The sequence below is a fragment of the Rothia kristinae genome, from assembly GCF_016028855.1.
In the GTDB taxonomy this organism is placed as follows: Bacteria; Actinomycetota; Actinomycetes; order Actinomycetales; family Micrococcaceae; genus Rothia; species Rothia kristinae.
On sequence record NZ_CP065738.1, the window covers coordinates 2199691 to 2223229 of the forward strand.

At 71.7% G+C, this 23539-nt stretch carries 24 protein-coding genes and 2 tRNA genes; 8 read left to right on the forward strand and 18 right to left on the reverse strand.

The genetic code is table 11. The features are described from left to right. Genes I6G21_RS09665 through I6G21_RS09675 form a run of 3 tightly spaced genes read right to left on the reverse strand, consistent with a single transcriptional unit; the run spans position 1 to position 2368 of the window. Positions 1-1728, reverse strand: a complete 1728-nt coding sequence (locus I6G21_RS09665) for an urease subunit alpha (protein WP_100462954.1) — start codon at positions 1726-1728, stop codon at positions 1-3. Beyond that, complete coding sequence (gene ureB, locus I6G21_RS09670) at positions 1725-2069, reverse strand: urease subunit beta (RefSeq protein WP_100462956.1); 345 nt, start codon at positions 2067-2069, stop codon at positions 1725-1727. The genes I6G21_RS09665 and ureB overlap by 4 nt, the downstream gene beginning before the upstream one ends. After that, entirely contained in the window at positions 2066-2368 is a 303-nt protein-coding gene (locus I6G21_RS09675) for an urease subunit gamma (protein ID WP_075515292.1), read from the reverse strand. The genes ureB and I6G21_RS09675 overlap by 4 nt, the downstream gene beginning before the upstream one ends. 188 nt (positions 2369-2556) lie before the next feature. Here I6G21_RS09675 and I6G21_RS09680 point away from each other — a divergent pair, with 188 nt between their 5' ends. Both I6G21_RS09680 and I6G21_RS09685 read left to right on the forward strand, forming a co-directional pair. Next, positions 2557-4278 (forward strand): purine-cytosine permease family protein, encoded by a 1722-nt coding sequence (locus tag I6G21_RS09680; protein WP_075515291.1) that lies wholly within the window; start codon positions 2557-2559, stop codon positions 4276-4278. A gap of 86 nt (positions 4279-4364) precedes the next feature. Further along, positions 4365-5828, forward strand: a complete 1464-nt coding sequence (locus I6G21_RS09685) for an anion permease (protein ID WP_100462957.1) — start codon at positions 4365-4367, stop codon at positions 5826-5828. A gap of 156 nt (positions 5829-5984) precedes the next feature. Here I6G21_RS09685 and I6G21_RS09690 read toward each other — a convergent pair whose 3' ends face one another. Further along, entirely contained in the window at positions 5985-6746 is a 762-nt protein-coding gene (locus tag I6G21_RS09690; protein ID WP_100462959.1) for a GNAT family N-acetyltransferase, read from the reverse strand. A gap of 134 nt (positions 6747-6880) precedes the next feature. Here I6G21_RS09690 and I6G21_RS09695 point away from each other — a divergent pair, with 134 nt between their 5' ends. Next, entirely contained in the window at positions 6881-7558 is a 678-nt protein-coding gene (locus I6G21_RS09695) for an LppP/LprE family lipoprotein (protein ID WP_081101630.1), read from the forward strand. A gap of 181 nt (positions 7559-7739) precedes the next feature. Here I6G21_RS09695 and I6G21_RS09700 read toward each other — a convergent pair whose 3' ends face one another. Together I6G21_RS09700 and I6G21_RS09705 are read right to left on the reverse strand one after the other, a co-directional pair. After that, entirely contained in the window at positions 7740-8180 is a 441-nt protein-coding gene (locus I6G21_RS09700) for an OsmC family protein (RefSeq protein ID WP_058730952.1), read from the reverse strand. Between the two features lie 73 nt (positions 8181-8253). Beyond that, positions 8254-8326, reverse strand: a tRNA-Ala gene (locus I6G21_RS09705). Between the two features lie 189 nt (positions 8327-8515). Between I6G21_RS09705 and I6G21_RS09710 the strand changes: the two genes are divergently transcribed. From I6G21_RS09710 to panD, 4 genes are all read left to right on the forward strand, one after another. Beyond that, on the forward strand, positions 8516-9037 hold the full coding sequence (locus I6G21_RS09710) for a TspO/MBR family protein (RefSeq protein WP_224799518.1): 522 nt from the start codon (positions 8516-8518) through the stop codon (positions 9035-9037). Positions 9038-9058: 21 nt separating this feature from the next. Next, positions 9059-9463, forward strand: coding sequence for a DMT family transporter (locus I6G21_RS09715; RefSeq protein WP_061225656.1), 405 nt, complete (start codon positions 9059-9061; stop codon positions 9461-9463). Further along, positions 9464-9778 (forward strand): DMT family transporter, encoded by a 315-nt coding sequence (locus I6G21_RS09720; RefSeq protein ID WP_061225657.1) that lies wholly within the window; start codon positions 9464-9466, stop codon positions 9776-9778. It begins immediately after the preceding gene. A gap of 138 nt (positions 9779-9916) precedes the next feature. Then, positions 9917-10342, forward strand: coding sequence for an aspartate 1-decarboxylase (gene panD / locus I6G21_RS09725; protein ID WP_058730703.1), 426 nt, complete (start codon positions 9917-9919; stop codon positions 10340-10342). Positions 10343-10553: 211 nt separating this feature from the next. Here panD and I6G21_RS09730 read toward each other — a convergent pair. The 11 genes from I6G21_RS09730 to I6G21_RS09780 all read right to left on the reverse strand — a co-directional run bounded on the left by I6G21_RS09730 (position 10554) and on the right by I6G21_RS09780 (position 21891). After that, positions 10554-10629 (reverse strand) — tRNA-Ala (locus I6G21_RS09730). 149 nt (positions 10630-10778) lie between these two features. Continuing rightward, a complete protein-coding gene (rsfS, locus tag I6G21_RS09735) occupies positions 10779-11204 on the reverse strand; it encodes a ribosome silencing factor (protein WP_061225658.1) in 426 nt (141 codons plus the stop codon). Positions 11205-11304: 100 nt separating this feature from the next. Beyond that, positions 11305-12090 (reverse strand): hypothetical protein, encoded by a 786-nt coding sequence (locus tag I6G21_RS09740; protein ID WP_061225659.1) that lies wholly within the window; start codon positions 12088-12090, stop codon positions 11305-11307. A gap of 50 nt (positions 12091-12140) precedes the next feature. Next, positions 12141-12959, reverse strand: a complete 819-nt coding sequence (nadD, locus tag I6G21_RS09745) for a nicotinate-nucleotide adenylyltransferase (RefSeq protein WP_081101631.1) — start codon at positions 12957-12959, stop codon at positions 12141-12143. Between the two features lie 53 nt (positions 12960-13012). Then, positions 13013-13246, reverse strand: coding sequence for a hypothetical protein (locus I6G21_RS09750; protein WP_058730706.1), 234 nt, complete (start codon positions 13244-13246; stop codon positions 13013-13015). Between the two features lie 70 nt (positions 13247-13316). After that, positions 13317-14624, reverse strand: a complete 1308-nt coding sequence (locus I6G21_RS09755; RefSeq protein ID WP_058730707.1) for a glutamate-5-semialdehyde dehydrogenase — start codon at positions 14622-14624, stop codon at positions 13317-13319. A gap of 32 nt (positions 14625-14656) precedes the next feature. After that, positions 14657-15859, reverse strand: a complete 1203-nt coding sequence (gene proB / locus I6G21_RS09760; RefSeq protein ID WP_058730708.1) for a glutamate 5-kinase — start codon at positions 15857-15859, stop codon at positions 14657-14659. 88 nt (positions 15860-15947) lie between these two features. Next, positions 15948-17534: a GTPase ObgE gene (obgE, locus tag I6G21_RS09765; protein WP_058730709.1), complete on the reverse strand. Its 1587-nt coding sequence runs from the start codon at positions 17532-17534 to the stop codon at positions 15948-15950. 203 nt (positions 17535-17737) lie between these two features. Beyond that, positions 17738-17995: a 50S ribosomal protein L27 gene (rpmA, locus tag I6G21_RS09770; protein ID WP_058730710.1), complete on the reverse strand. Its 258-nt coding sequence runs from the start codon at positions 17993-17995 to the stop codon at positions 17738-17740. Positions 17996-18040: 45 nt separating this feature from the next. Next, positions 18041-18352, reverse strand: a complete 312-nt coding sequence (gene rplU / locus I6G21_RS09775; RefSeq protein WP_058730711.1) for a 50S ribosomal protein L21 — start codon at positions 18350-18352, stop codon at positions 18041-18043. Between the two features lie 215 nt (positions 18353-18567). Further along, a complete protein-coding gene (locus I6G21_RS09780; RefSeq protein WP_456239057.1) occupies positions 18568-21891 on the reverse strand; it encodes an Rne/Rng family ribonuclease in 3324 nt (1107 codons plus the stop codon). A gap of 360 nt (positions 21892-22251) precedes the next feature. Between I6G21_RS09780 and I6G21_RS09785 the strand changes: the two genes are divergently transcribed. Next, positions 22252-22887, forward strand: a complete 636-nt coding sequence (locus I6G21_RS09785; RefSeq protein WP_224799522.1) for a vitamin K epoxide reductase family protein — start codon at positions 22252-22254, stop codon at positions 22885-22887. Positions 22888-23052: 165 nt separating this feature from the next. Here the strand turns inward: I6G21_RS09785 and ndk are convergent, their stop codons facing one another. Continuing rightward, complete coding sequence (ndk, locus tag I6G21_RS09790; protein ID WP_058730713.1) at positions 23053-23466, reverse strand: nucleoside-diphosphate kinase; 414 nt, start codon at positions 23464-23466, stop codon at positions 23053-23055. Positions 23467-23539 lie beyond the last annotated feature (73 nt).

Below are 23539 nucleotides of genomic sequence, written 5' to 3' on the forward strand. Positions count from 1 at the left end.
CTAGAACAGGTGGTACCGCTGGGTCAGCGGCAGCCGGCGGGCGGGTCGGTGCGGCACGGGCTCGCCGTCGATGCTGACCCGGAAGGTCTCGGAGTCCACGTCGATGCGCGGGGTCGCGGCATTCAGGACCATATCCACCTTCCCGATGCCGCGGGTGTCCTTGACGGGGGTGAGGCGCCGACGCAGCCCGAGCCGGTCCCGCAGGCCGTCCTCCAGGGCCGCCGGGGCGACGAAGGTCGTGGCCAGGTCCGCCGCGCTGGGCCCCCACCCGGCCAGCTGGCGCCGCATCAGCACCGGCTGCGGGGTCGGCAGGGAGGCGTTCGGATCGCCCGTCGGGGCCAGGACGATGCCGCCGCCCTTGATCACCGCGTCCGGTCGCACGGCGAAGAAGGCCGGGGACCACAGGACCAGATCCGCCAGCTTGCCCGGGGTCACCGAGCCCACCTCGTCGTCGATGCCGTGGGCGATCGCCGGGTTGATCGTGTACTTGGCGACGTAACGGCGGGCCCGGGCGTTGTCCGCCGGGGCGGCCTCGTCCTCGGCGGTGCGCCCGCGCAGAGCCTTCATCGCGTGGGCCACCTGCCAGGTGCGGGTGATGGTCTCCCCGATGCGGCCCATCGCCTGGGCGTCGGAGGAGGTGATGGACAGCGCCCCCATGTCGTGCAGGATGTCCTCGGCCATCATCGTGGTGCCGCGGATGCGGGATTCGGCGAAGGCCAGGTCCTCGGGGATGCGAGGGTTCAGGTGGTGGCAGACCATGAGCATGTCCAGGTGCTCGTCCACCGTGTTCACCGTCAGCGGCAGGGTGGGGTTGGTCGAGGCCGGCAGCACGTTGGGGTGGGAGGCGACCGTGATGATGTCCGGGGCGTGTCCTCCACCGGCGCCCTCGGAGTGGAAGATGTGGATGCCGCGCCCGCCGATGGCGGCCAGGGTGTCCTGCACGAATCCGGCCTCGTTGAGGGAATCCGCGTGCAGGGCCACCTGGATGCCCAGCTCCTCGGCCGCGCGCAGGGCGGTGTCGATCGCCGCGGGGGTGGCACCCCAGTCCTCGTGGACCTTCAGCCCCGCCGCGCCTGCCATGATCTGCTCCCGGCAGGCTTCGAGGGAGGAGGTGTTGCCCTTGCCGTAGAGCAGGATGTTCAGCGGCACCGCGTCCAGCCCGCGGTGGATCGTCATCAGGTTGGCCGGCCCCGGGGTGCAGGTGGTGGCCTTGGACCCCTCGGCGGGCCCGGTCCCCCCGCCGCCCACCGTGGTGATCCCCGCCGCGAGCGCCTCCTCGAGGGCCCCGGGGCCGAGCAGGTGCACGTGGGTGTCGATGCCGCCGGCGGTGAGGATCTTGCCCTCCCCGGCGAGGATCTCGGTGCCGGGGCCGATGGCGAGGTCGGGGTGCACCCCGTCCATGGTCTCGGGGTTGCCGGCCTTGCCGAGGGCCGCGATGCGCCCGTCCTTGATGCCGACGTCGGCTTTGACGATCCCGGCGGCGTCGAGCACCAGGGCGTTGGTGATGACCAGGTCCGGCGCCCCGGGTTCTCCGTGGCCGGCGGCGCTGGTGCGTCGGGACTGACCCATGGACTCCCGGATGTCCTTGCCGCCGCCGAAGACGACCTCGTCGCCGCCGAAGCAGTGGTCGACCTCCGGGGTGATGGTCAGGTCGGTGTCGCCCAGGCGCACCCGGTCCCCGATGGTCGGTCCGTACAGGTGGGCGTAGTCGCGGCGGGGGATCCTCATGCCGTCTCCTGCGAGGTCGCGGGCCCGGCACCCTGGGGTGCGGGGCGGTCCAGGGGCGCGCGCAGACCCGGCACGGTGCGGGTGCCGGCCAGGGGGATGGCCTGCACCTGCCGGGTCACACCGGGTTCGAAGCGCACGGAGGTGCCGGCGGGGATCGCCAGGCGGTGGCCGCGGGCTGCTTCCCGGTCCAGGTTCAGCCCTGGGTTGACCTGGCTGAGTTCGTAGTGGGAGCCGATCTGCACGGGGCGGTCGGCGGTGTTGGTGATGGTCAGGGTGGTCACGGGGCGCTCGCCCAGCAGCTCGTGCTCGCCCTCGGCGGGCAGGATCTCCCCGGGGATCATGAGATCGGCTCCGTGATGGTGATCAGCTTGCGTCCGTCGGGGAAGGTGGCCTCCACCTGGATGTCCGGGATCATCTCGGGGACCCCGTCCATGACCTGATCCCGGGTGAGCACGTGGCGTCCTTCGGCCATGAGCTCGGCGACGCCGCGTCCGTCCCGGGCGCCCTCGATGGCCCAGCAGGAGATCAGGGCGACAGCCTCGGGGTGGTTGAGCAGGACGCCGCGCTGCAGGCGCTCGCGGGCCACCATCCCGGCCACGGCCAGCAGCAGCTTCTCGGTGTCCGAGGGACTGAGCATCATGGGCTCGAGACTAGGCGGCGGCTGTTTCCCGGGTGTTTCGGGTCTCTCCGGGTCCGCCGGGACCCGATGACGCCGCGGAAACACGCCGCTGATGGCGGTGAAATCCGGGCGCGGGAGGATGGCGGGCATCCCGGCGGCCCGCACGCACTCAGGCCGCTGCACCGCACCCGCGCACCTGAGGAGCCCCGATGACCCAGACCCTCTCCGCCCCCGGCACCGCCGGGGCCCCGGCCCCCGCCGCACCCGATGCGGGGACCCGGGAGTCCCTGGAGGACTACACCCTGCGCTTCGCCCCGCGCTCCTACCGCACCTGGAGTCCCGCGGTCGTCGCGATCAGCGCCCTGGGCGGCATCGCCTACCTGGCGGACTTCTCGATCGGGGCGACCATCGGGATCTCCTACGGCACGGCCAACGCGGTGTGGGGTGTGCTGGTGGCAGCGGTGATCATCTTCGTCACCGGGTTCCCGCTGGCCTACTACGCCGCCCGGTACAACGTGGACCTGGACCTGATCACCCGGGGTTCGGGGTTCGGCTACTACGGCTCGGTGCTGACCAACGTGGTGTTCGCCTCCTTCACGTTCATCTTCTTCGCCACGGAGGGCTCGATCATGGCCCAGGGGTTGAAGCTGGGTCTGGGCATCCCCCTGCCGGTGGGGTATCTGATCTCCACGGTCATGGTGATCCCGCTGGTGGCCTACGGGATGAAGGCGCTGGCGAAGCTGCAGGTGTGGACGACGCCGCTGTGGCTGGTGCTGATGGTGGTGCCGCTGGTGTACCTGGTCCAGCGCGACCCGGACGCGGTGGGGACCTTCCTGGCGTACACGGGCCGCTCCGGTCAGGCCGGGGTGAGCACGGCGTCGGTCATGCTGGCGGCGGGGGTGTGCCTGTCGCTGATGGCGCAGATCGCCGAGCAGATCGACTACCTGCGGTTCATGCCCGCGCGCACCGGTCGCAACCGGCGGGCCTGGTGGACCGCGCTGGTGCTGGGCGGGCCCGGGTGGGTGCTGTTCGGTGCGGCCAAGCAGATCATCGGGATGTTCGTGGCGGTCTGGCTGATCTCCCACGCGGTGCCGGGCACGGATCCGCACGCCGAGGAGCCGGTGCACCAGTTCCTGGGGGTGTACCGGGAGATGATGCCGGGGTGGCTGGCGATGACGCTGGCGGTGGTGCTCGTCGTGATCTCGCAGATCAAGATCAACGTGACCAATGCGTATTCCGGCTCCCTGGCGTGGACCAACAGCTTCACGCGGCTGACCCGGCGGTATCCGGGGCGGCTGGTGTTCGTCCTGGTGAACCTCGGCATCGCGCTGGCGCTGATGGAGGCGGACATGTTCGCGATGCTCAGCGCGGTGCTGAGCTTCTACGCCAACTGCGCGATCGCCTGGATCACCACGGTGGCCGCGGACATCGCGGTGAACAAGATGCTGCTGGGGATCTCCCCGAAGCAGCCGGAGTTCCGCCGCGGGATGCTCTATGCGGTGAACCCGGTGGGCTTCGGCGCCTTCCTGATCTCCGCCGGGGTGTCCATCGCCGTGTACTTCGGCGCCTTCGGATCCGGGGTCCAGCCGTATTCGGCGCTGTTCGCGGTGGGTCTGGCGGTGGTGTGCACCCCGGTGCTGGCCGTGGTCACCGGGGGACGGTACTACCTGCGGCGCACCGATGACGGCGTGGCCGTGCCGATGTACGACGGTGAGGGCAACCCGACCGATGAGCGGCTGCGCTGCTGCGTGACCGGGCTGGAGTTCGAGCGTCCGGACATGATCGCCTCCGCCCGGCCCGGTCCGGCCGGTGAGATCCAGTACATCTCCTCGCTGGCCCTGGCCACGGATCGCACCGGAGAGCACGTCCTGCCCGCACAGACGCACACGAACCCACGGAAACACAACAGAAAGCGGGTGCCGGCGGAGTAGCATCGGGGACGGGCTCGGTCCGCCGTCGGCCGAAGGCGCCGGGCCCGCGCACCGACGCCGAGATCGCCACGGGAGGGTCGCAACAGATGAGCGCCGAGAAGACCAGCACCACCGCCGCTTCGGAAGCCAGGCGACCGCCCACGGGAATGATCATCAAGATCGCGGCGATCCTCCTGGTCACCGTCGTCGTGTACTTCCTGCCCGTGCCCGACGGCGTGGATCCGCGGGGCATGCACATGGCCGGGATCTTCGCCGGGACCATCCTCGGGCTCATCCTGCAGCCGCTGCCCACCGCCTCCGTGGCGCTGATCGGTCTGGCCGCGGCCATGATCACCGGCACCATGGACGCCTCCAAGGAGGCCCTGCAGGGCTTCGGCAACGCCTCGATCTGGCTGATCGTCGCGGCGTTCTTCATCGCCGACGGCTTCCTGATCACCGGGCTGGGCCGTCGCATCGCGCTGATGTTCGTCTCCGTGCTGGGCAGGTCCTCCCTGGGCCTGTCCTACGGGATGGCCCTGACCGACCTGGTCCTCGCGCCCGCGACCCCGTCGAACACGGCGCGCGCCGGCGGCGTCGTCTACCCGATCATCAAGTCCCTGGCGGAGGTCAACGGCTCCCGCCCGGACGACGCCGAGTCGCGCCGTCGGCTGGGCTCCTACCTCTCCCTGACCTCCGTGCAGGTCAACACCATCACCTCGGCGATGTTCGTCACCGCCATGGCCGGCAACCCGCTGGCCGTGGGCTTCGCCGCGAAGCAGGGCGTGGAGATCTCCTGGGGCACCTGGGCGCTGGCCGCCATCGTGCCGGGGCTGGTGGCGCTGGCGGTCATGCCGTGGCTGATGTCCAAGATCTACGCCCCGACCCTGAAGCAGACCCCCGAGGCCCCGTCACGGGCGAAGAAGGAGCTGGCCGAGCTCGGGCCGATGTCCCGCGGCGAATGGGTCATGCTGGCCACCTTCGTGCTCCTGCTGGTGCTGTGGGTCCTGGGGTCGACCCTGCACGTGAACGCGACGGCGGCGGCCTTCCTGGGCATCGCGATCCTGCTGGTCACCAAGGTGCTGACCTGGAAGGACATGGCGAAGAACTCCGGGGCCTGGTCCACGCTGATCTTCTTCTCCGTGCTGGTGGGCATGGCGACCCAGCTCAACGACCTGGGCGTGATCGACTGGATCGGGCACGGCGTGGCCTCCCTGGTCGGCGGGCTGCCGTGGATCGCGGCCTTCGCGGTGCTGAGCCTGGTGTACTTTTACGTGCACTACCTGTTCGCCTCCAACACCGCCCAGATCGTCGCGATGTACTCGGTGTTCCTCGGGGCGGCCATCGCCACCGGGACCCCGCCGATGCTCGCGGCCCTGGCGCTGGGCTTCATCGGCAACCTCTTCGGCGGCATCAGCCACTACGCCTCCGGGCCGGCCGGGGTGATCTTCGGCTCCGGCTACGTGCCGACCAGCGAGTGGTTCCGGGTCTCGTTCATCGCCTCGGTGGCCAACATCCTCATCTGGTCCCTGGTCGGCGGCGGGTGGATGTTCGTCCTCGGCATGTGGCACTGACCTTTCGTCCCCGCTCGATCTGACACCAGGGCCCCCGGCGCACCGCCGGGGGCCCTGGTCGCTCCCGTTCGTGCCGGGCGCGGCGTTCACCGCCGTTCTCGCACCGCGCGGTGCATTCGCCGCGGGCGCGGTGGGGCGGATCCGCCCGGACCGGCGTCAGTCGATCCCGATGTAGGCGGCGAACTCCCGGTGCCCGGTGACCCGCAGGTCCCAGGTGGGGCGCACGAACTCCTCGGCCGCCACCCGGTAGCGCACCTCCTCCTCGGCCTGCCGCCCGTGGGCGTCGGGCACCAGGTGGGTGCCGTTGGGGCGGTATCCGAGCTTCTCGGAGACCGCCCGGGAGGCGTCGTTCCAGGCGTAGGCGCCGCTGGATGCGGCCCGGGCGCCGAGGTGGTCGAAGGCCCACAGCAGCACGGCCTCGCGCATCTCCCGTCCCAGGCCCTTGCCCTGGTGGGCCCGGACCAGCCAGCTCGCCGTGCTCACCTGGTGCAGGAGGGTGAAGTCCCGGGCTCCCACGTCCTGCATCCCGATCAGCACCTCACCGGCGTCGGTCTTCAGGAACACGCCGAACAGCAGCATCAGGTCGGCCTGGTCCATCCGGGATCGGCATTCCCAGAGCCACGCGAAGCTGGCGTGCGCCTTCTGCTCCGGGGTCCCTTCGTTCCACGGGCTGCTGAAGGGATTGCTGCGGGTGTGGGCGATGGGCTCGGTGGTCGCGGCGAGGTAGGCCGGCAGGTCCGCGTCGCGCAGCAGCCGCAGCACCAGCCGCGGGGATTCCAGGCGCAGCCCGAACGGGGGCCACACCCGCTCCAGCGGCAGCGACGGGTCCCCGGCGGGGACGCGGAAGCCCGCGGGCTCCCCCTGCTCCTTCCCAGGCTGCGGTGACCGGTCACGGGGATCGGGTGTGGTGGTGCTCATCACCCTATTCCATCACAGGAGCCGAAGCTCGGATGCGGTGGGATGGCATTCTCGGCAGGTCACCCATGGTGTGATGTCCTTCACCTCTGCTAACTTCAGGGGTGAAGAACCCCTCCTCCAGGAAGGTGCCGCAGATGCGCCCCTCGAGACTCTCGCCCCTGGCCCTGGCCGGACTGCTGCTGCTCAGCGGCTGCGGCACCTCCCCCGGGAGCGACGCCGATCCATCGACGAGCAGCCCCGTGACGTCGTCGACGGCGTCGTCGTCGGTCGCCGCCCCCTCTCCCCCGGTGGCATCCCCTTCCGAGCCTGCGCCGGCGCCGAGCACCCTGGCCACCCTGGCCCCGGGACCGGGCCACACCGGGGACACCCTGCCCACGGATGATCCGACCGCGGCCGAGGCCTCCTGCGCCTCGGTGACCGCGCAGCAGGCGCAGGAGTCGGCCCTGCCCCAGGTCCCGCAGTTCGACGATGGCGAGCGGTGGGCGTGGGATGCGTCCACGGCGGACACCGGCGGCTTCAGCGACTGCGCGCAGCTGTCCTGGATCACGGTGGGCATCCAGGGTGCCACGGGGTCCTCCCCGTATCAGATCCTGCTGTTCCACCGGGGCGAGTTCATCGGGCCGGCCACCGAGCGGGCCTACGGCTTCGCCCCGCGGGTCCAGCGCATCGACGACGCCGCGATCCAGGTGACCTACCGCTGGGCCGGGCGCGGGGAGACCACCGCGGGGGCCTCCCGGACCGCGGTGTCGGTCTTCCGGTGGAATGAGCTGCGCGGCGCGGCGGACCGAGCCGGGGAGCTGCCGCCGACCTGATCCTGACGCCCCGCGAGACCGTACATCGCCGCCCAGACCGTACGAACGTGCCGAGACCGCACCCGTCGGGTCCGGTCTCGGCACGTCTGTACGGTCTCGGCCGATCTGTACGGTCTCAGCAGGGGTGCGCGCGGAGGAGAGGCTGCCCACGCGCCGTCGATCCCCTGGCGATCGGGGCCCCTCAGGTACCCGACTCCACCGCGGGTACCCGCACCGCGTCCTGGGCGGTGAGCAGCCGGGAGACCGGGCATCGCTGGTGGGCCCGCGCGGTCAGCTCCCGCACCTCCTGATTGGGCAGCCCGGGAATGGCCACGACGGCGGTGGGTTCGAAGCGGTAGGAGCCGTCGGGATTCCGGTGCAGCTCGACCTCGACGCAGACCTCGGGCCGATGCTGCGCGGGATCGAGTCCCTGATCAGAGAGGACGGCTTCAAGGGTCGCGGCGAGACAGGTGGACCAGGCCATGCCCAGCAGCTGCTCGGGATTGGCGCCGGACGAGGTCCGCTCAGGCGGCCCGGTGCGCAGGCTGAGGCCGTCGTCCGCGGTGACGGTGCCCTGGATGCCGCCCCGGTTGGTCACGCGGGTGCGGTACAGGACGGGATCGGAGGATTGCGGCTGGCTCATGCCCCCACGGTAGACCCCGTACAACGCAGAAGATCCCGGGCCATCCGTGCGGATGATCCGGGATCTTCGATCGTGGAGCTGAGGGGACTCGAACCCCTGACCCTCTGCATGCCATGCAGATGCGCTACCAGCTGCGCCACAGCCCCAACGGATGAAGACTGTACCAGCTGCGGGCCGCCTGTCCAACTCGGCGGATCCAGGGTGGTGCGCGCCGGCCGAGCCTCCGGGAGATCCGCGCCGCGTCTACCCTCCGCGTCCGCCCTCCGGGACCGGGCGACGTCGACGGGCCGCCTCCGCGTCCTGCGGCGCGACCCGCCTCTGACATGCTGGAAGACATGAACCACGAGACCCCCGCACAGCAGCCCGCGAAGGCCACGTCCGTCATCGTGCTGGCGCTGATGATCATCATCCCGCTGGCCGTCGGCATGGTCGGCTCCCTGGCCAGCGCCTCCGCCGTGGACGGCTGGTACGCCGACGCCGACAAAGCCCCCTGGACTCCCCCGAACTCCGTGTTCGGCCCGGTGTGGACCGTGCTGTACGTGATCATCGGGGTGGCCGCATGGCTGGTGTGGCGCGAGCACGGGCGCCCCGGACGACGCCGTGCCCTGACCCTGTACGTCGTCCAGCTGGTGCTCAACAGCCTCTGGACCCCGCTGTTCTTCAACGGCTACACCCACTGGGGCACCACCGGGCTGATCCTGGCCGCCCTGGACATCCTCCTGCTGCTGGCCTGCGCCCTGGGCACCTTCGCCGCGTTCCGGCCAGTCCAGAGGCTTGCGGCCTGGCTGCTGGTGCCGTACCTGCTGTGGATCGCGTACGCGACCACCCTGAACCTGTACATGGTCTTCACCAACTGACCCACGAGAGGAGGGCCCCGGATGAAGCGCGCGCTGCTGCTGGTCGCCGCGATCCTCGCGGAGGTCTCGGCCTCGCTGAGCCTGAAGGCCGCGATGAGCGCTCCGTGGCTGTACGCCTGGACGGTCGCGGGATACACGCTGGCCTTCGTGCTGCTGGGGCTGCTGCTGTGGGCCGGCATGGCGCTGGGCGTGGCCTACGGATTGTGGGGCGCCGGCGGCGTCGCGCTCACGGCCCTGGCGTCCGCGGCGATCTTCGGCGAGGCCCTCTCCCCGCGGATGGGTCTGGGACTCGTGCTGGTGATCGCCGGTGTGCTGTGCGTGGAGCTGGGCTCCCAGCGGGTGCGCCGCCGGGCCCTGCGCTCGGTCGACGTCGGGCGGGCCGACGTCGGCCCGGCCGGGGACGCTCGGGACGGGAGGGTGAGGTAGGTGGCGTGGACCGTGCTCATCCTGGCGGTGGTGTGCGAGGTCGCGGGCACCTCGAGCCTGCGCCTGGCCGTGGATCGGGGCCGGGCCTGGTACGCGCTCACCGCCCTGCTCTACATCGCGGCGTTCACCGCACTGAGCGCGACCCTGCACCTGGGTATGCCCCTGGGCATGGCCTACGGGATCTGGGCGGCCCTCGGCGTGGCCCTGACCGCGGTGGTCAGCCGCGTGGCGTTCAAGGAGCCGCTGGACGCAGTGATGGCCGCGGGCATCGCCCTGATCGTGGGTGGGGTGCTGCTGCTGGAGACCGGCTCCTGAGCCTGGGCCGCGGGGAGTAGAGTATTCGGGCGCGCCCCGCCCCGGCTTCTTCGGGAGGGCGCCATCGCCGGGGGCGACGTCGTGCCGAACGCCGACCGTCTCCTGCCCCCGTACCCACACACTTCTCCAGGAGGAACCATGCTGCGCACCGTGCTGGGCGCGAAGATCCACCGCGCCACCGTCACGCAGGCGGATCTGCACTACGTCGGATCCATCACCATCGACGCCGACCTGCTGCAGGCCTCCGGGATCGTGGAGGGTGAGCAGGTGCAGGTGGTGGACGTGACCAACGGCTCCCGCCTGCAGACCTACGCGATCGCGGGACCCGCCGGCTCCGGGGTGATCGGCATCAACGGGGCGGCCGCCCACCTGGTGCATCCCGGGGATCTGGTCATCATCATGTCCTACGTGATGGTCGATGCCCGGGAGCTGACCGAGCACGAGCCGCAGGTGGTGCACGTGGACGGGGAGAACCGGGTGGTCGCCCTCGGTGCGGACCCGGCGCAGCCGGTGCCCGGGGCCGAGGACCAGATCGACCCGCGACGCGCCGCCGTCGACGCCTGACGCGGGTCGGGGCGCCGCCATCGTCCGGCGCCGAGACCGCACGCGGTCGCCGAAACCGCACAAAACTGCCGAGACCGTACCCGTCGGGTGCGGTCTCGGCGCGTCTGTGCGGTCTCGGCACATCGGTGCGGTTTCGGCGGTGAACGCCGAGGACGCCCGGACACACGACGAGGGCCCCACCGGATTCCTCCGGCAGGGCCCTCGTCCTCACTGGTGGAGCTGAGGGGACTCGAACCCCTGACCCTCTGCATGCCATGCAGATGCGCTACCAGCTGCGCCACAGCCCCAAGATCACTCTCGCGATCCCGTGTCACCTCGCGGCGACTCATCTACTGTACTCAGACCGTCTCCCCCGCGCCAAATCCGCGAAGGGTGATCTGTCACACCCGCGCCGCCCCATGCCGCGGACCCCGCACCGCGGGCCCGGCGTCGCGGCTCAGGAAGCCGGATCCTGGGCCAGTTCGGGGCTGTCGGGCATCTGCTCGGGATCGGCCAGCTCCTCCTCCACGCCCAGGGGGATCCGCGGGGCGTCGCTCCACAGCCGGTCGAGGGCGTAGAAGATCCGTTCCTGCTCGTGCTGCACGTGCACCACGATGTCCCCGAAGTCCAGGAGCACCCAGCGGCCCTCGGCCTTGCCCTCCCGGCGCACCGGCTTGATCCCGGCCTGCTCGCGCAGCTGATCCTCCACCTCGTCCACGATCGCGTCCACCAGCCGCTCGTTGGCGGCCGAGGCGAGCAGGAAGCCGTCGATCAGGCCCATCGCCTCGGAGACGTCGTAGGCGTTGAGCTGAGTGGCGTGCTTGTCGGCGGCGGCCCGCGCGGCGATGCGCAGGGCCTGCACGGACTCGGGTGCTGCGGTCATGGGAGGTCCTTTCGGTGGGGACGGCGGCGGGTGGCCGTCCGCTGACGGTTCAGTGGGTGCGGGCCGGGTCGGTCGCGGTGAGCACGGTGAGCGGGGGGGGTTACGGAATCAGGAAGATCACGCCGAGCACGACGGCGGCCACCAGCACCAGCAGGATCAGGGTGATCAGCCAGGCCCGGCCGGTGCCGCCCGGGGCCTTCGCATCCAGCCCGGACAGGTCCAGTCCGTGGGCGTCCACCGCCCGCACGGGACGGGCGTCCTCGGGCTGCGCGGCGCCCTCCGCGGTCTCATCCTGGGCGGCGGACTCCGCCGGGGAGGTCTCCTCGGGCCCGGTCTCCTCCGGGGCGGCCACGGCGTCGTCGGCATCCGCCGACGCCCCCACACCGGCCCCCGCATCGGCATCCTGCACTCTCGGGGTGCTCCCGGTGATCACCGGGATCCCCATGGTCTGCGGGCCCAGCAGGCGCTCGTCGTAGACGGTGCCGGCGAAATCGGTGTTGCCCAGCCCCGACAGGTGCGCCGGGTTCACCGAGACGATCCCGCCGGAGACCGTCCCCGGGCCGGCCCCGAGGATCTGGCGCTGCACGTCCTCCAGCAGGGCCCGGTCCCGGTAGGTGGTGGCGGTGCGGTCCCCGACGATCGCCGCGAACTCCTCATCCGCGCTGAGTCGGACGAACTCGCCCTGCTCGCTGATCGCCTGGAACCGCCGCTGGAACTCCAGCAGCCGATCATCCGGCTCCATGACCGGCACCACCGGAACACCCTGGGTCTCGGGGTCCGGGGCGTTGCCGCGCAGGCGGTCCAGGTACTGCTCGCGGTAGCGTCGCAGCCTCCGGGGTCCCAGATCCTCCGGGGCGGGCGGGACCTGCAGGCCGTCCTCGGCCACGAACGTCTTCTGCGGGTCCGCGGTGATGTCCGTGGTGGTGCGCTGCGCGTTCAGTGCTGACTCCTTGACGAGATGCTGCCCTCCGGGGCCTCGGGGGCTCCGGTTCTCCCCGCCGGTGTGGGGACGGCGTCGTTCGGCTGCGATTCTACCGGCCGGGCCGCCGGATCCGCCCGGCATCCCGGCAGCTCATCGGGGCCCTGCCCGGCCCGCTCGGGCACCGTGACGTCCTCGCGGTGGTAGAGCTCGTACTTGTTGATGTACTGCACCACGCCGTCCGGGACCAGGTACCATACGGGCTTGCCGTCCGCGGAGCGGCGCCGGACGTCGGTCGAGGAGATCGCCATCGCCGGCACCTCCAGCAGACCCACCCCGGCCGCACGCTCCGGGGCGGCCAGCTCGTGGCCGGGTCGGGTGACCCCGACGAAGTACGCCAGGTCCCACATCTGGGCGGCGTCCTTCCAGGACAGGATCTGCGCCATCGCATCCGCCCCGGTGATGAAGAACAGGTCCGCGTTCGGGCGCAGCTGGTGCAGGTCCCGCAGCGTGTCCACGGTGTAGGTGGGGCCGGGCCGGTCGATGTCCACCCGGGAGACCGTGAACCGGGGGTTCGACGCCGTGGCGATCACGGTCATCAGGTACCGGTGCTCCGCCTCGGTCACCCGCTGGTCGGCTTTCTGCCACGGCGTGCCGGTGGGCACGAAGACCACCTCGTCGAGGTCGAAGACCGCCGCGACCTCGCTGGCCGCGACCAGGTGCCCGTGGTGGATCGGGTCGAAGGTCCCGCCCATCACGCCCAGCCGGGTCCGCCCGGGGCGGCGCGGCGGGACGGTCAGGGTGGTGTGCCCGGAGGTCTCCAGCTGGGGGTTCATGCGCTCCTGCCCGCGACGGCGCCCCGCGCGGGCGGGACGCCATCGATCATGACTCAGTGCCGGTGGTACTCGGCGTCGTACTTCTCGACGGACTCCCGCTCAACCTCGCTGAGCTCGGACGGCGCGGAATCCGGGCGCACGACGCCGCGGCCGCTGTAGGAGTGGCAGATCAGGGCCAGCGCGATGAAGCCGACCATGAACAGGATGGCGAACCAGTGCGGCGCCAAGGGCAGCTCGTTGACCACGTGCTCCTCGGCCACGGTGGAGGCCAGGACTGCGATGCTCATGGGCGCTTGCTCCTCTCCGGCGGCCGGCGCGGCCGCGGCGTTCGGTGTGCGATGGATGCTGAAGGCCAGTCTAGCCCCTGGTCTGCCCCTGACCCCGCACGACCCACTTGCTCGTGGTCAGCTCCGTCATGCCCATGGGCCCGCGGGCGTGCAGCTTCTGCGTGGAGATCCCCACCTCGGCGCCCAGCCCCAGCTGGCCGCCGTCGGTGAAGCGGGTGGAGGAGTTGACCATGACCGTGGCGGCATCCACCCGGGAGACGAACTCGTCGGCCTCGGCGAGGTCATTGGTGATGATCAGCTCGGTGTGCCCGGTGGAGTGCCGCTGGATGTGGCGCAGCGCCTCCTCCATGTCCGGGACCACCCGCACGGACATCTCCAGGGCCAGGGACTCATCCGCCCAGTCCCCGTCCTGCGCTGCCAGCACCTGCTCCGAGAGCCCGCCGGCCAGCCGGGCCGCGGCCTCGTCGGCGTGCAGGCGCACCCCGGCCTCCAGCAGCCCGCGCAGCACGGCCTCGGCGGCCGGGGCGCCCTCCTGGATGAGCAGGGTCTCCGCGGAGTTGCAGGCCGAGGGCTTGTCGGTCTTGGAGTCCACCACCAGGTCCACGGCCATCTGCTCCGGGGCCGAGGCGCCCAGGTAGATGTGCACGTTGCCCTCCCCGGTCTCGATCACCGGCACCCGGGCGTTCGCCACGACGGACTGGATCAGCCCGCGCCCGCCGCGCGGGACCAGCACGTCCACGCGGCCGCGGGCCAGCATCAGGGCGGTGGCCCCGTCTCGGCCGTACTCGTCCACGGACTGCACGGCATCCATCGGGAACCCGGCGGCATCCAGGGCGTCGCGCAGGATCCCGACCAGGGCGGTGTTGGTCTCCTGGGCGGCCGAGCCGCCGCGCAGCATCGCGGCGTTGCCGGATTTCACGGCCAGCCCCGCGATGTCCACGGTGACGTTGGGGCGGGCCTCGTAGATCGCGCCGACCACGCCCATCGGCACCCGGATCCGGGAGACCCGCAGCCCGTTGGGCAGGGTCTGCCCGTCGATGATCTGCCCGACCGGGTCGGTCTGCCCGGCCAGCTCGTGCAGAGCCGTGATCAGCGCGTCGATGCGCGCATCATCCAGGGCGAGCCGGTCCAGCAGGTTCTCCGCCATGCCCTTCTCGCGTCCGCGGGCCAGGTCCCGGGCGTTGGCCTCCAGGATCACGGATCGCCCGGCGTCGATCCCCTCGGCCATCCGGCGCAGGGCGGTGTCCTTGTGGGAGCGGTGCGCGGTGGCCAGCACCCGGGAGGCGGCGCGGGCGTCATCGGCCATGGCCTCGACGGCCTCCTGCACCTCACGGGGCACGGTCGGAACGGACGGAGTGCTGCGATCGGTGTCGGTCATGGACCCGATGATAACGAAGGTGCGCGGCGGATTCAGCGGCGGCGCAGCACGGCCAGGTTGTCCACGTGCACGACGACGCCGTCGAACCCGTCGCCCAGCTCCTCCTCCGCGGCCGCGCTGGCCAGCCCCGCGATCCGCTCGATGTCCTGGCTGGAGTAGGCGGCCAGCCCGTGGGCGAAGGTGCGCCCCTGCGGGTCCTTGATCGCGATGGGCTCGCCCGGGCGGAAGATGCCCTCCACCCCGGTGATCCCGGCGGCCAGCAGGGAGGTGCGCCGGCGCACGGCCCGCTCCGCCCCGGCGTCGACGGTCACCGCGCCCTTGGTCTTGGCCAGCTGGGACAGCCACACCAGCCGGATCGAGCGGCGCCCACCCGTGGGCTGGAACCACGTGCCCACATCCGCCCCGTCCAGGGCCGCGGCGGCGTTGGCGGCGGAGGTGACCAGCGCGGGGATGCCGGAGGAGGAGGCGATCTTCGCGGCCTCCACCTTGGTGACCATGCCCCCGGAGCCGACCCCCGCGCGTCCGATCGTGCCGATCTCCACGCCCTCCAGGTCCCGCTCCGGGTCCGTCACGGTGCTGATCCGCTCCCCGCCCTCGGCCGGGTGCTTGGTGTACAGCGCATCCACGTCGGACAGCAGCAGCAGCGCGTCCGCCTTGATCGTGTGTGCGACGAGTGCGGCGATCCGGTCGTTGTCCCCGAACTTGATCTCGTGGGTGGCCACGGCGTCGTTCTCGTTGACGATGGGCAGCACGTTCAGGTCCAGCAGCCTCTCCAGCTGACGGTGGACGTTGTGGTAGCGGCTGCGGTGCATCAGGTCCTCCGCGGTGACCAGCACCTGGGAGATCGTGACGTCGTAGCGGGAGAAGATCTCGGTGTAGCGGGTCATGATCAGGGACTGCCCGACGGCGGCCGCCGCCTGCTGGGTGGCCAGGTCCTTGGGCCGCTTGGTCAGCCCCAGCGGGGCCAGCCCGGCCGCGATCGCCCCGGAGGAGACGAACACGACCTCCACCCCGCGCCCGTGGGTCTTCGCCAGCACGTCCGCGATCGTCGCGACGGCCAGCTCGTCCAGGGAGTGGGCGATCGAGGTCAGGGAGGAGGAGCCGACCTTCACGACGATGCGCTTGGCCTTGGGCAGATCCTCCCGCCGCTCGATGGGGCTGATCCTGTTCTTCCCCCGGGACTCGGCCGAACGCTGGATCTCGGCGCGGGACAGGGACGCGGACGGGGTGAGCATGGGTTCTCCTCTTCTGCGTGGACGGCGATCGCGGGTCGGTATCAGACGGACGGTGTCGAAGCGGCCCCGGTGGGGTCGTCGCCGGGGGTCAGTCGGCGTCCTCGGCGCGACGGCGGGCGCGCCGGTCGCGGGCGGCGTCCACGGACTCCGTCCACTTGCCGGCCAGGCGCTCGGCCTCCAGCTCCTCGCGCGCGGCGGCCTTCGCGTCCTTGCGCTGCTGGTAGTCCTCCCGCTTCTCGGCGCGGGTGGGGCGGATGATCTCCTCGAGCCTGGAGTCGGTGCCGCGCGGGCTGGACAGCAGCTCCGCGCCGCCGACCATCGTCGGCTCCCAGTCGAAGACCACGGCGTCGGCCTCCTCCCCGATCACCACGGCGTCCCCGGGGGTCGCGCCCTGGGCGAATAGCTCGTCCTCGACGCCGAGCTTGGCCAGCCGGTCCGCGAGGAAGCCCACGGCCTCGTCGTTGGCGAAGTCGGTCTGCTTGATCCACCGCTCGGGCTTCTCCCCGAGCACCCGGAACAGCGGCTCCAGGTTGCGCTCCTCCCGGCGGATGCTGAACTCCCCGCGCCCGCCGCGGCGGCGGGACACGGCCCGCGGGCGCAGCACGGCCGGGGCCTCCTGCGTCTCCTGCTCCTGATCCTCCTGCGCGGCCCGGGCCTCGGCCACCAGCTCGGCCATCGCGAAGCCCAGGGCGCGCAACCCCTCGTGGGAGGCGGTGGAAACCTCGAAGACCCGCAGCCCGCGGGCCTCCAGCTCGGGGCGCACGAGCTCCGCCAGCTCCCTGGCCTCCGGGACGTCCACCTTGTTCAGGACCACCAGGTGCGGGCGCTGCACCAGGGGCGTGGCGGTGCCGGCCGTGGGATCCACGGAATAGCCGGCCAGCTCCTTCTCGATGACCTCGAAGTCCGAGATCGGGTCCCGGCGCGGCTCCAGGGTCGCGCAGTCGATGACGTGCACGATCGCCGCACAGCGCTCCACGTGGCGCAGGAACTGGTGGCCCAGCCCCCGACCCTCGGAGGCGCCCTCGATCAGCCCGGGCACATCGGCCACGGTGAAGCGGGTGTCCCCGGCCTGCACGACCCCGAGGTTGGGCACCAGGGTCGTGAACGGGTAGTCCGCGATCTTCGGGCGCGCCGCGGACATCGCCGCGATCAGCGAGGACTTGCCGGCCGAGGGGTACCCGACCAGGGCGACATCGGCGATGGACTTCAGCTCCAGGACGAGGTCCCGCTCCTCGCCGTCGATGCCCAGCAGGGCGAAGCCGGGGGCCTTGCGCTTCGGGGAGGCCAGGGCCGCGTTGCCGGCCCCGCCCTGCCCGCCGTGGGCGGCGACGAACTCATCGCCCATCCGCACCAGGTCCGCCAGCACCTTCCCGTCCCGGGTCTTCACGACCGTTCCCTGCGGCACGGACAGGACCAGGTCCGCCCCGTGGGTGCCGTGGGAGAGCCCGCCGCGGCCGATGTCGCCCTTGGGCGCGGTCTGGTGCGGCGAGTGGTGGTATTCCAGCAGCGTGGTGGACTGCCCGTCCACCCGCAGGATCACGTCTCCCCCGTTGCCGCCGTTGCCGCCGTCGGGGCCGCCCAGGGGCTTGAACTTCTCGCGGCGCACGGACACGCAGCCGTTGCCGCCGGCGCCTCCGCGGGCGTGCAGGACCACCCGGTCCACGAAATCGGCCACGTGCAAAACCCCTTCGGTCAGCGGATGGGAGGGGCGCCGCGGGGTGCGGCGCCGGACTCCGGCGGGCCCTTCGATCCTATCGGCCCCGGAGGTCATGGACGAGAAGAGGGCCCGCTCTCCCGTCAGGGGAAGGCAGGCCCTCTTCTGCATGGTCACCGGCTGGTTGCGGCCCCCGGTGCGAGCCGTGCTCCTCGCGGGGAGAACTACTCCGCGGCGGCGAGGATGTTGACGACCTTGCGGCCGCGGCGACGACCGAACTCGACCTGGCCGGCGGCCAGGGCGAACAGGGTGTCGTCCCCGCCGCGCCCGACGTTCTCACCGGGGTGGAAGTGGGTGCCGCGCTGGCGGACGATGATCTCGCCGGCGTTGACGGACTGGCCGCCGAAGCGCTTCACGCCCAGGTACTGGGGGTTGGAGTCGCGGCCGTTGCGGGTGGAGCTTGCACCTTTTTTGTGTGCCATTACTGCCTGCCTTCGTAGGGGTGACGGGTGGGTGAGCGGAGCCGATCAGGCGTCGATCGCGGTGACCTTGACCTGGGTCAGCTCGGCGCGGAAGCCCTGGCGCTTCTTGTAGCCCGTCTTGTTCTTGTACTTCTGGATGACGATCTTCGGGCCGCGCAGGTCCTCGACCTTCTCGGCGGTGACCTTCGCGGAGGCGAGGGCCTTCGGGTCCGCCTGGACCTTCTCGCCGTCCACCAGCATCAGGACGGGCAGCTCGATGGTGCTGCCGGCCTCACCGGCGACGCGGTCGAGGGTAACGAGGTCTCCCACGGAGACCTTTTCCTGGCGGCCGCCAGCGCGGACAATCGCGTACACCACTTGGGAACTCACTTCTCTCGACATTCAACGTACTGGGGTTCTGCTCAGAGCACCGCAACCACCGGGGACGTGGCCGCCGGACGTGGGACGCACCCGGAGGACGGGTCCGTCGAGGAAGGTCGCAATGAGCACCGACAGTCAAGGATACGGCACAGCCCCGCGCCCGGGCAAGTGTTCGCCCGGGCGCGGCGGCCGCGACGCCGCTCGGCCGCGGGTCACTCGGGCCGGCGGATGTCCTCGGCCTTCACGCCGACGCCGAGCATCATGACCTCCTCGGCCTGTGCGGCCGCGGCGGTGGTGCCGTCGGTGCTGGGGGCGGCCGCGGCCGTGGCGACCCGGACCCCCGAGGCCTCGCCCTGCTGACCGGCGACGATGCTCCCGCCCTGCCCGCCGTCGGAGCTGGCCCGACGGGAACGGCGCTTGGGGCGGGAGGCGGAGGCCGGCCGGGCCCGCTCCTCCTGCGCCGGGGCAGCTAGTGCGGCCTGGGCGGACTCCTGGGCCTGATCCGGCTGCTCGGAGCGGCGCGAGGCGCCCGGGGTGGCGACTCCGGTGACCGTGGGCCGCTGCTCGGCCGGGTCCTGCGCGGTCCGCGCCGGGGACTGGGCCCGCCGGGGGGTGCGGGAGGTCCCGGACCGGCGGCCCTGCTCCTGCCGGTCCTCGCCCCGGGTGCGCCCGCCCCGCTCCTGAGCGGAACCGGACTGCCCGGCGTCGGACTTCCCGGTGCCGGACGTCGCGGAGCCGGAGTTCTCTGCGCCGGACTGTCCGCCGCGCTCGGTCTGCTCCGAGCGGCGCGAGCGCCGGCCGGGCTTCATGTCCTCGAGGGCCTCGAGTGCGGCCTGGCGCGCGGCGTCGGCGGCCTCGCGTCCGGCCCGGCGGCTGTCCTCCCGGCGCGTGCGCCCGGCGCGTGCGGAGCGGGTGCTCCCGGCCCGGCGCGGGGCGGGCAGCCCGGTCTCCTCCCCCGCCGACGAGGCGGAGTCGTCCCGGTCCCGTCCCCGGCGGGAGTGACCGCGGGACGTCTCGCTGCGGCGGGAGTCCTCGGTTCCGGACTCTCCGCGCCCGGCCTCTTCCCGGGGCGCCCGGCGCTCGAAGGCCTCGCTCAGCGAATCCAGGTCCAGGGACCGCTCGGAGCGCTCCCGCTCCTGGTCCGGCTGCCGCTCCTCGCCGTGGGGCAGGGAGACGACCTCACCGTGGATGGTCACGACCATGTCCGGGTCCTCCGGCAGACCGTGGCCGGAGCCAGCCTCGTCGCGTCCATCCGCGGCGTGGGCCGTCTCGCCCTGGGCCTGGGACCCGTTCTGCGAGGACTCGCCCTGCTGCGTCTCGGCCTGCTCGCCCCGGGAGCGTCCGCCGCGCTTGCGGCGCTTGCGCTTCTTGGCGGCCTTGGACTCCTGTCCCGCGCCGTCGTGCTGCTCGACCGAGTCCCCGGAAGACGCCGCCTGCTGGGTGCGCTCCTGGTCCTCTGCGTCGTCCTCGTGTTTGGAGGAGGCCGCGGCGATGGTCGCGAAGGCCGTGCGGGCGGCCTCGGCGCGCGCGTCGTCCTGCGGGTTGCGGGGGGTCTCCTCGCGCTGCTGGCGGTTGCGGGACCGCTTGCGGTCGTGCCGGTCATGGCGGTGGTGGGTCTCGGAGCCGTGACCGCCCGAGCGGCCCTTCAGCGGCTCGTCGTGCACGACGACGCCGCGGCCGTCGCAGGCCTCGCAGGGCTCGGAGAAGACCTCCAGCAGACCGGTGCCCATGCGCTTGCGGGTCATCTGCACCAGACCCAGCGAGGTCACCTCGGCCACCTGGTGCTTGGTGCGGTCCCGCCCGAGGCACTCCACCAGACGCCGCAGCACCAGGTCCCGGTTGGACTCCAGGACCATGTCGATGAAGTCGACGACGATGATCCCGCCGATGTCGCGCAGGCGCAGCTGGCGCACGATCTCCTCGGCGGCCTCCAGGTTGTTCTTGGTGACGGTCTCCTCCAGGTTGCCCCCGGAGCCGGTGAACTTGCCGGTGTTCACGTCGATCACGGTCATCGCCTCGGTGCGGTCGATGACCAGGGAGCCGCCGGAGGGCAGGAACACCTTGCGATCCAGGGCCTTGGCCAGGCCCTCCTCGATCCGGTAGTGGTCGAAGACGTCCTCCTCCTCGGTCCACTGCCGCAGCCGTCCCACCAGATCCGGGGCCATGTAGGTCACGTACGCCTCGATGGAGTCCCAGGCCTCCTGACCCTGCACGACCATCGCGGAGAAGTCCTCGTTGAACACGTCGCGCACGGTCTTGATGGACAGGTCCGGCTCCTGGGACAGCAGCTCCGGGGCGGTGGTCTTGCGGGAGTTCGCCTTCTTCTGGATCTCCTCCCACTGCACCCGCAGTCGGTTGATGTCGTGGGCGAGGTCCTCCTCGCTGGCGCCCTCCGCGGCGGTGCGCACGATGACGCCGGCGCCGTCGGGCAGGTGGTCCTTGAGGATCTTCTTCAGCCGGGCCCGCTCCGTGTCCGGCAGCTTCCGGGAGATCCCGGTCATGGACCCGCCGGGGACGTAGACGAGGAAGCGCCCGGGCAGGGAGATCTGCGAGGTCAGCCGGGGGCCCTTGTGCCCGATCGGATCCTTGGTGACCTGCACCAACACGGAGTCCCCGGACTTCAGGGCCCGCTCGATGCGCCGGGGCGCGCCGTCCAGGCCCGCGGCGTCCCAGTTGACCTCACCGGCGTAGAGCACCGCGTTGCGCCCGCGGCCGATGTCGATGAACGCCGCCTCCATGGAGGGCAGCACGTTCTGCACCTTCCCGAGGTAGACGTTGCCGATCAGGGAGTCCTGCTGGGTCTGGGACACGAAGTGCTCGGCCAGCACCCCGTCCTCCAGGACGCCGATCTGGATGCGCTCGTCCTTCTGGCGCACGATCATCTGCCGGTCCACGGACTCCCGACGAGCCAGGAACTCGGCCTCGGTGATTCCGTGCCGACGGCGCCCGGAGGCGCGGGATTCCCGACGGCGCTGGCGCTTGGCCTCCAGGCGCGTGGAGCCCTTCACGGAGGTCACGGCGTCGGCCGAGGTGGACTCGACGATGCGCGGGGTGCGGACCTTGGTGACGGTGTTGGGGTCCTCCTCCTCGTCCACCAGCTCCAGGTCCGTGTCTCCGCGGCGCCGCCGACGGCGCTTGCGGGCAACGACCTCGCCGTCGTCCTGCGGCTCGTCCTCGGCGGCCTCGAGCTCGGCCTTCTCCTGCTGCTTCTTCGCCAGGGCCGCGGCCTTCAGCTCCTCGATGTCCGGGGCCTTGAACAGCACGGAGGTCGCGCCGAACGGGTCGGCGGCGACCTCCGGGACGGAGGAGGCGGCGGGTGCGGTCTCGGCGTCCTCGCCCCGGGGGGCGGCGCCGTCGTTCTGGGTGCTCATCGTCTGCGGATGCTCCTGTGGTGCGGCCGCGGAGCCGTGCCGCACCCGGTCCGCCGCCGCGGATGGTGGCCGGTCGGCGCCCCGCCCTAAGGCGGGCGGGACGAGCCGGAAGTCGTCTGGCTGCCCAGCACCGTCTCTCCAGCCGTGGCATCGCCCGGCGATCAGGCCCCGCCGGGGATCATCTCCCCGCGGGCCGCGGTGGGTGGGCCGATGGTCGCGCCGAGCTCCGCAGTCTCACGGGAGTCTTGCCCGGGTGGTCTTCGCCCGGGCGCTCGCTGGAGCGCTGCCAGGCGGTGCACGGCACCCGTCGGCGGCACATCGGACCGGAGGAGACCGCGTGCGGCGCGGCCCTCGGCCTCCCCCAGTATCGCACACCCCCGCCGCGGGAGGGAGGGGCGGGGCCCCGGTGCGTGCAGGACACATCCAGGAGACGCACGGTCGACGCCGCTAAGATGACCGACGCACGCCCACCGGCGGCGCCCCGGCGCCACCGGATCATCCCCGACCCATGAAGAAGGTGCCCGCGTGAGCGCAGCAGTGACCGAACTCCCCGAGGATTCCGCGGCGGAGGGGACCGAGACGCTCCCCCAGCGTCGGCGCCTGGCCTGGCTGATGGTCGTGACCGGCGCCGTCGGCTTCTTCGCCGCGGCGATGCTGGTGTGGGAGCGGCTGCAGATCTACGTGGATGCCGGCCACGTCTCCAGCTGCGACCTGAACTCCCTGGTCAACTGCGGCACCGTCATGCGCACCAGCCAGGCCGCGGCCTTCGGCTTCCCGAATCCGCTGATCGGCATCGTCGCCTACGCGATCATCCTGACCATCGCGACGGCGATGCTCGCCGGGGCGCGCCTGGCCCGCTGGTACTGGTGGTGCGTGCAGATCGGGGTGACCCTGGGCTTCGTGTTCATCTGCTGGCTGTGGTACCAGACCACCTTCCGCATCGACGCGCTGTGCCTGTACTGCATGATCGTGTGGATCATGCAGACCACGCTGTTCGTGCATGTCACGGTGCACAACATGCGCACCGGGGTGATCCCCGTGCCGCGGCGGGTCGCCTCGGCGATGACCGGCTGGGCCTGGTTCCTCACCGTGATGATCCTGCTGGTGCTGTTCGGGATCATCTTCATCCGGTTCTTCTCGGTGATCATGGGCATGTTCTAGGCGCCGGGTGCGACCCGCGCGGGTCGCCCGCAGGCACGGACGGGGCCCGTCCCGACGCACCGCTTCACGCGGTGGTCGGGGCGGGCCCCGTCGTAGTTCACGACACCGAGCCAGCCGCGGGGTGCTGCCCCGGGCGGGGCGCAGCGGCGGCGCACAGGCGGCGGTTCAGCCGAACCAGATGCCGATCTCGCGCTGGGCGGATTCCGGGGAGTCCGAGCCGTGCACGAGGTTCTTCTGCACGTCCTCGCCCCAGTCGCGGCCGAGGTCCCCGCGGATCGTGCCGGCCGGGGCGGTGGTCGGCTCGGAGGGGCCCATGATGGTGCGCAGGCCCTCGATGCAGCGGTCCCCCTCGATCACCGCGGCCACGACGGGCCCGGAGCCCATGAAGCGCACCAGCGGCTCGAAGAACGGCTTGCCGGCGTGCTCGGCGTAGTGCTGCTCCAGGATCTCCCGGGAGGGGGTGAGCATCCGCAGCTCGGCGATGCGGTAGCCCTTGGTCTCGATGCGCGAGAGCACCGCGCCGATGAGGTTGCGTTCCACGCCGTCGGGCTTGACGAGGACGAGGGAGCGTTCGGTCATGGGATCCTCCTGATCCGGAAGACGTGCGGACGGTCTGAGTCCATCCTAGCCAGCCGCACCCGCGCCACGGCGG

Coding starts and splice junctions, on each gene's coding strand:
- I6G21_RS09750 (WP_058730706.1), bottom strand. CDS start 13,246: ATGAGCATCGCAGTCCTGGCCTCCACCGTGGCCGAGGAGCACGTGGTC.
- I6G21_RS09710 (WP_224799518.1), top strand. CDS start 8,516: ATGAACCACGAGACCCCCGCACAGCAGCCCGCGAAGGCCACGTCCGTC.
- rsfS (WP_061225658.1), bottom strand. CDS start 11,204: ATGACCGCAGCACCCGAGTCCGTGCAGGCCCTGCGCATCGCCGCGCGG.
- ndk (WP_058730713.1), bottom strand. CDS start 23,466: ATGACCGAACGCTCCCTCGTCCTCGTCAAGCCCGACGGCGTGGAACGC.
- proB (WP_058730708.1), bottom strand. CDS start 15,859: ATGCTCACCCCGTCCGCGTCCCTGTCCCGCGCCGAGATCCAGCGTTCG.
- I6G21_RS09755 (WP_058730707.1), bottom strand. CDS start 14,624: ATGACCGACACCGATCGCAGCACTCCGTCCGTTCCGACCGTGCCCCGT.
- I6G21_RS09700 (WP_058730952.1), bottom strand. CDS start 8,180: ATGAGCCAGCCGCAATCCTCCGATCCCGTCCTGTACCGCACCCGCGTG.
- nadD (WP_081101631.1), bottom strand. CDS start 12,959: ATGAACCCCCAGCTGGAGACCTCCGGGCACACCACCCTGACCGTCCCG.
- rpmA (WP_058730710.1), bottom strand. CDS start 17,995: ATGGCACACAAAAAAGGTGCAAGCTCCACCCGCAACGGCCGCGACTCC.
- I6G21_RS09675 (WP_075515292.1), bottom strand. CDS start 2,368: ATGATGCTCAGTCCCTCGGACACCGAGAAGCTGCTGCTGGCCGTGGCC.
- I6G21_RS09685 (WP_100462957.1), top strand. CDS start 4,365: ATGAGCGCCGAGAAGACCAGCACCACCGCCGCTTCGGAAGCCAGGCGA.
- I6G21_RS09665 (WP_100462954.1), bottom strand. CDS start 1,728: ATGAGGATCCCCCGCCGCGACTACGCCCACCTGTACGGACCGACCATC.
- panD (WP_058730703.1), top strand. CDS start 9,917: ATGCTGCGCACCGTGCTGGGCGCGAAGATCCACCGCGCCACCGTCACG.
- ureB (WP_100462956.1), bottom strand. CDS start 2,069: ATGATCCCCGGGGAGATCCTGCCCGCCGAGGGCGAGCACGAGCTGCTG.
- I6G21_RS09680 (WP_075515291.1), top strand. CDS start 2,557: ATGACCCAGACCCTCTCCGCCCCCGGCACCGCCGGGGCCCCGGCCCCC.
- I6G21_RS09690 (WP_100462959.1), bottom strand. CDS start 6,746: ATGAGCACCACCACACCCGATCCCCGTGACCGGTCACCGCAGCCTGGG.
- I6G21_RS09715 (WP_061225656.1), top strand. CDS start 9,059: ATGAAGCGCGCGCTGCTGCTGGTCGCCGCGATCCTCGCGGAGGTCTCG.
- I6G21_RS09695 (WP_081101630.1), top strand. CDS start 6,881: ATGCGCCCCTCGAGACTCTCGCCCCTGGCCCTGGCCGGACTGCTGCTG.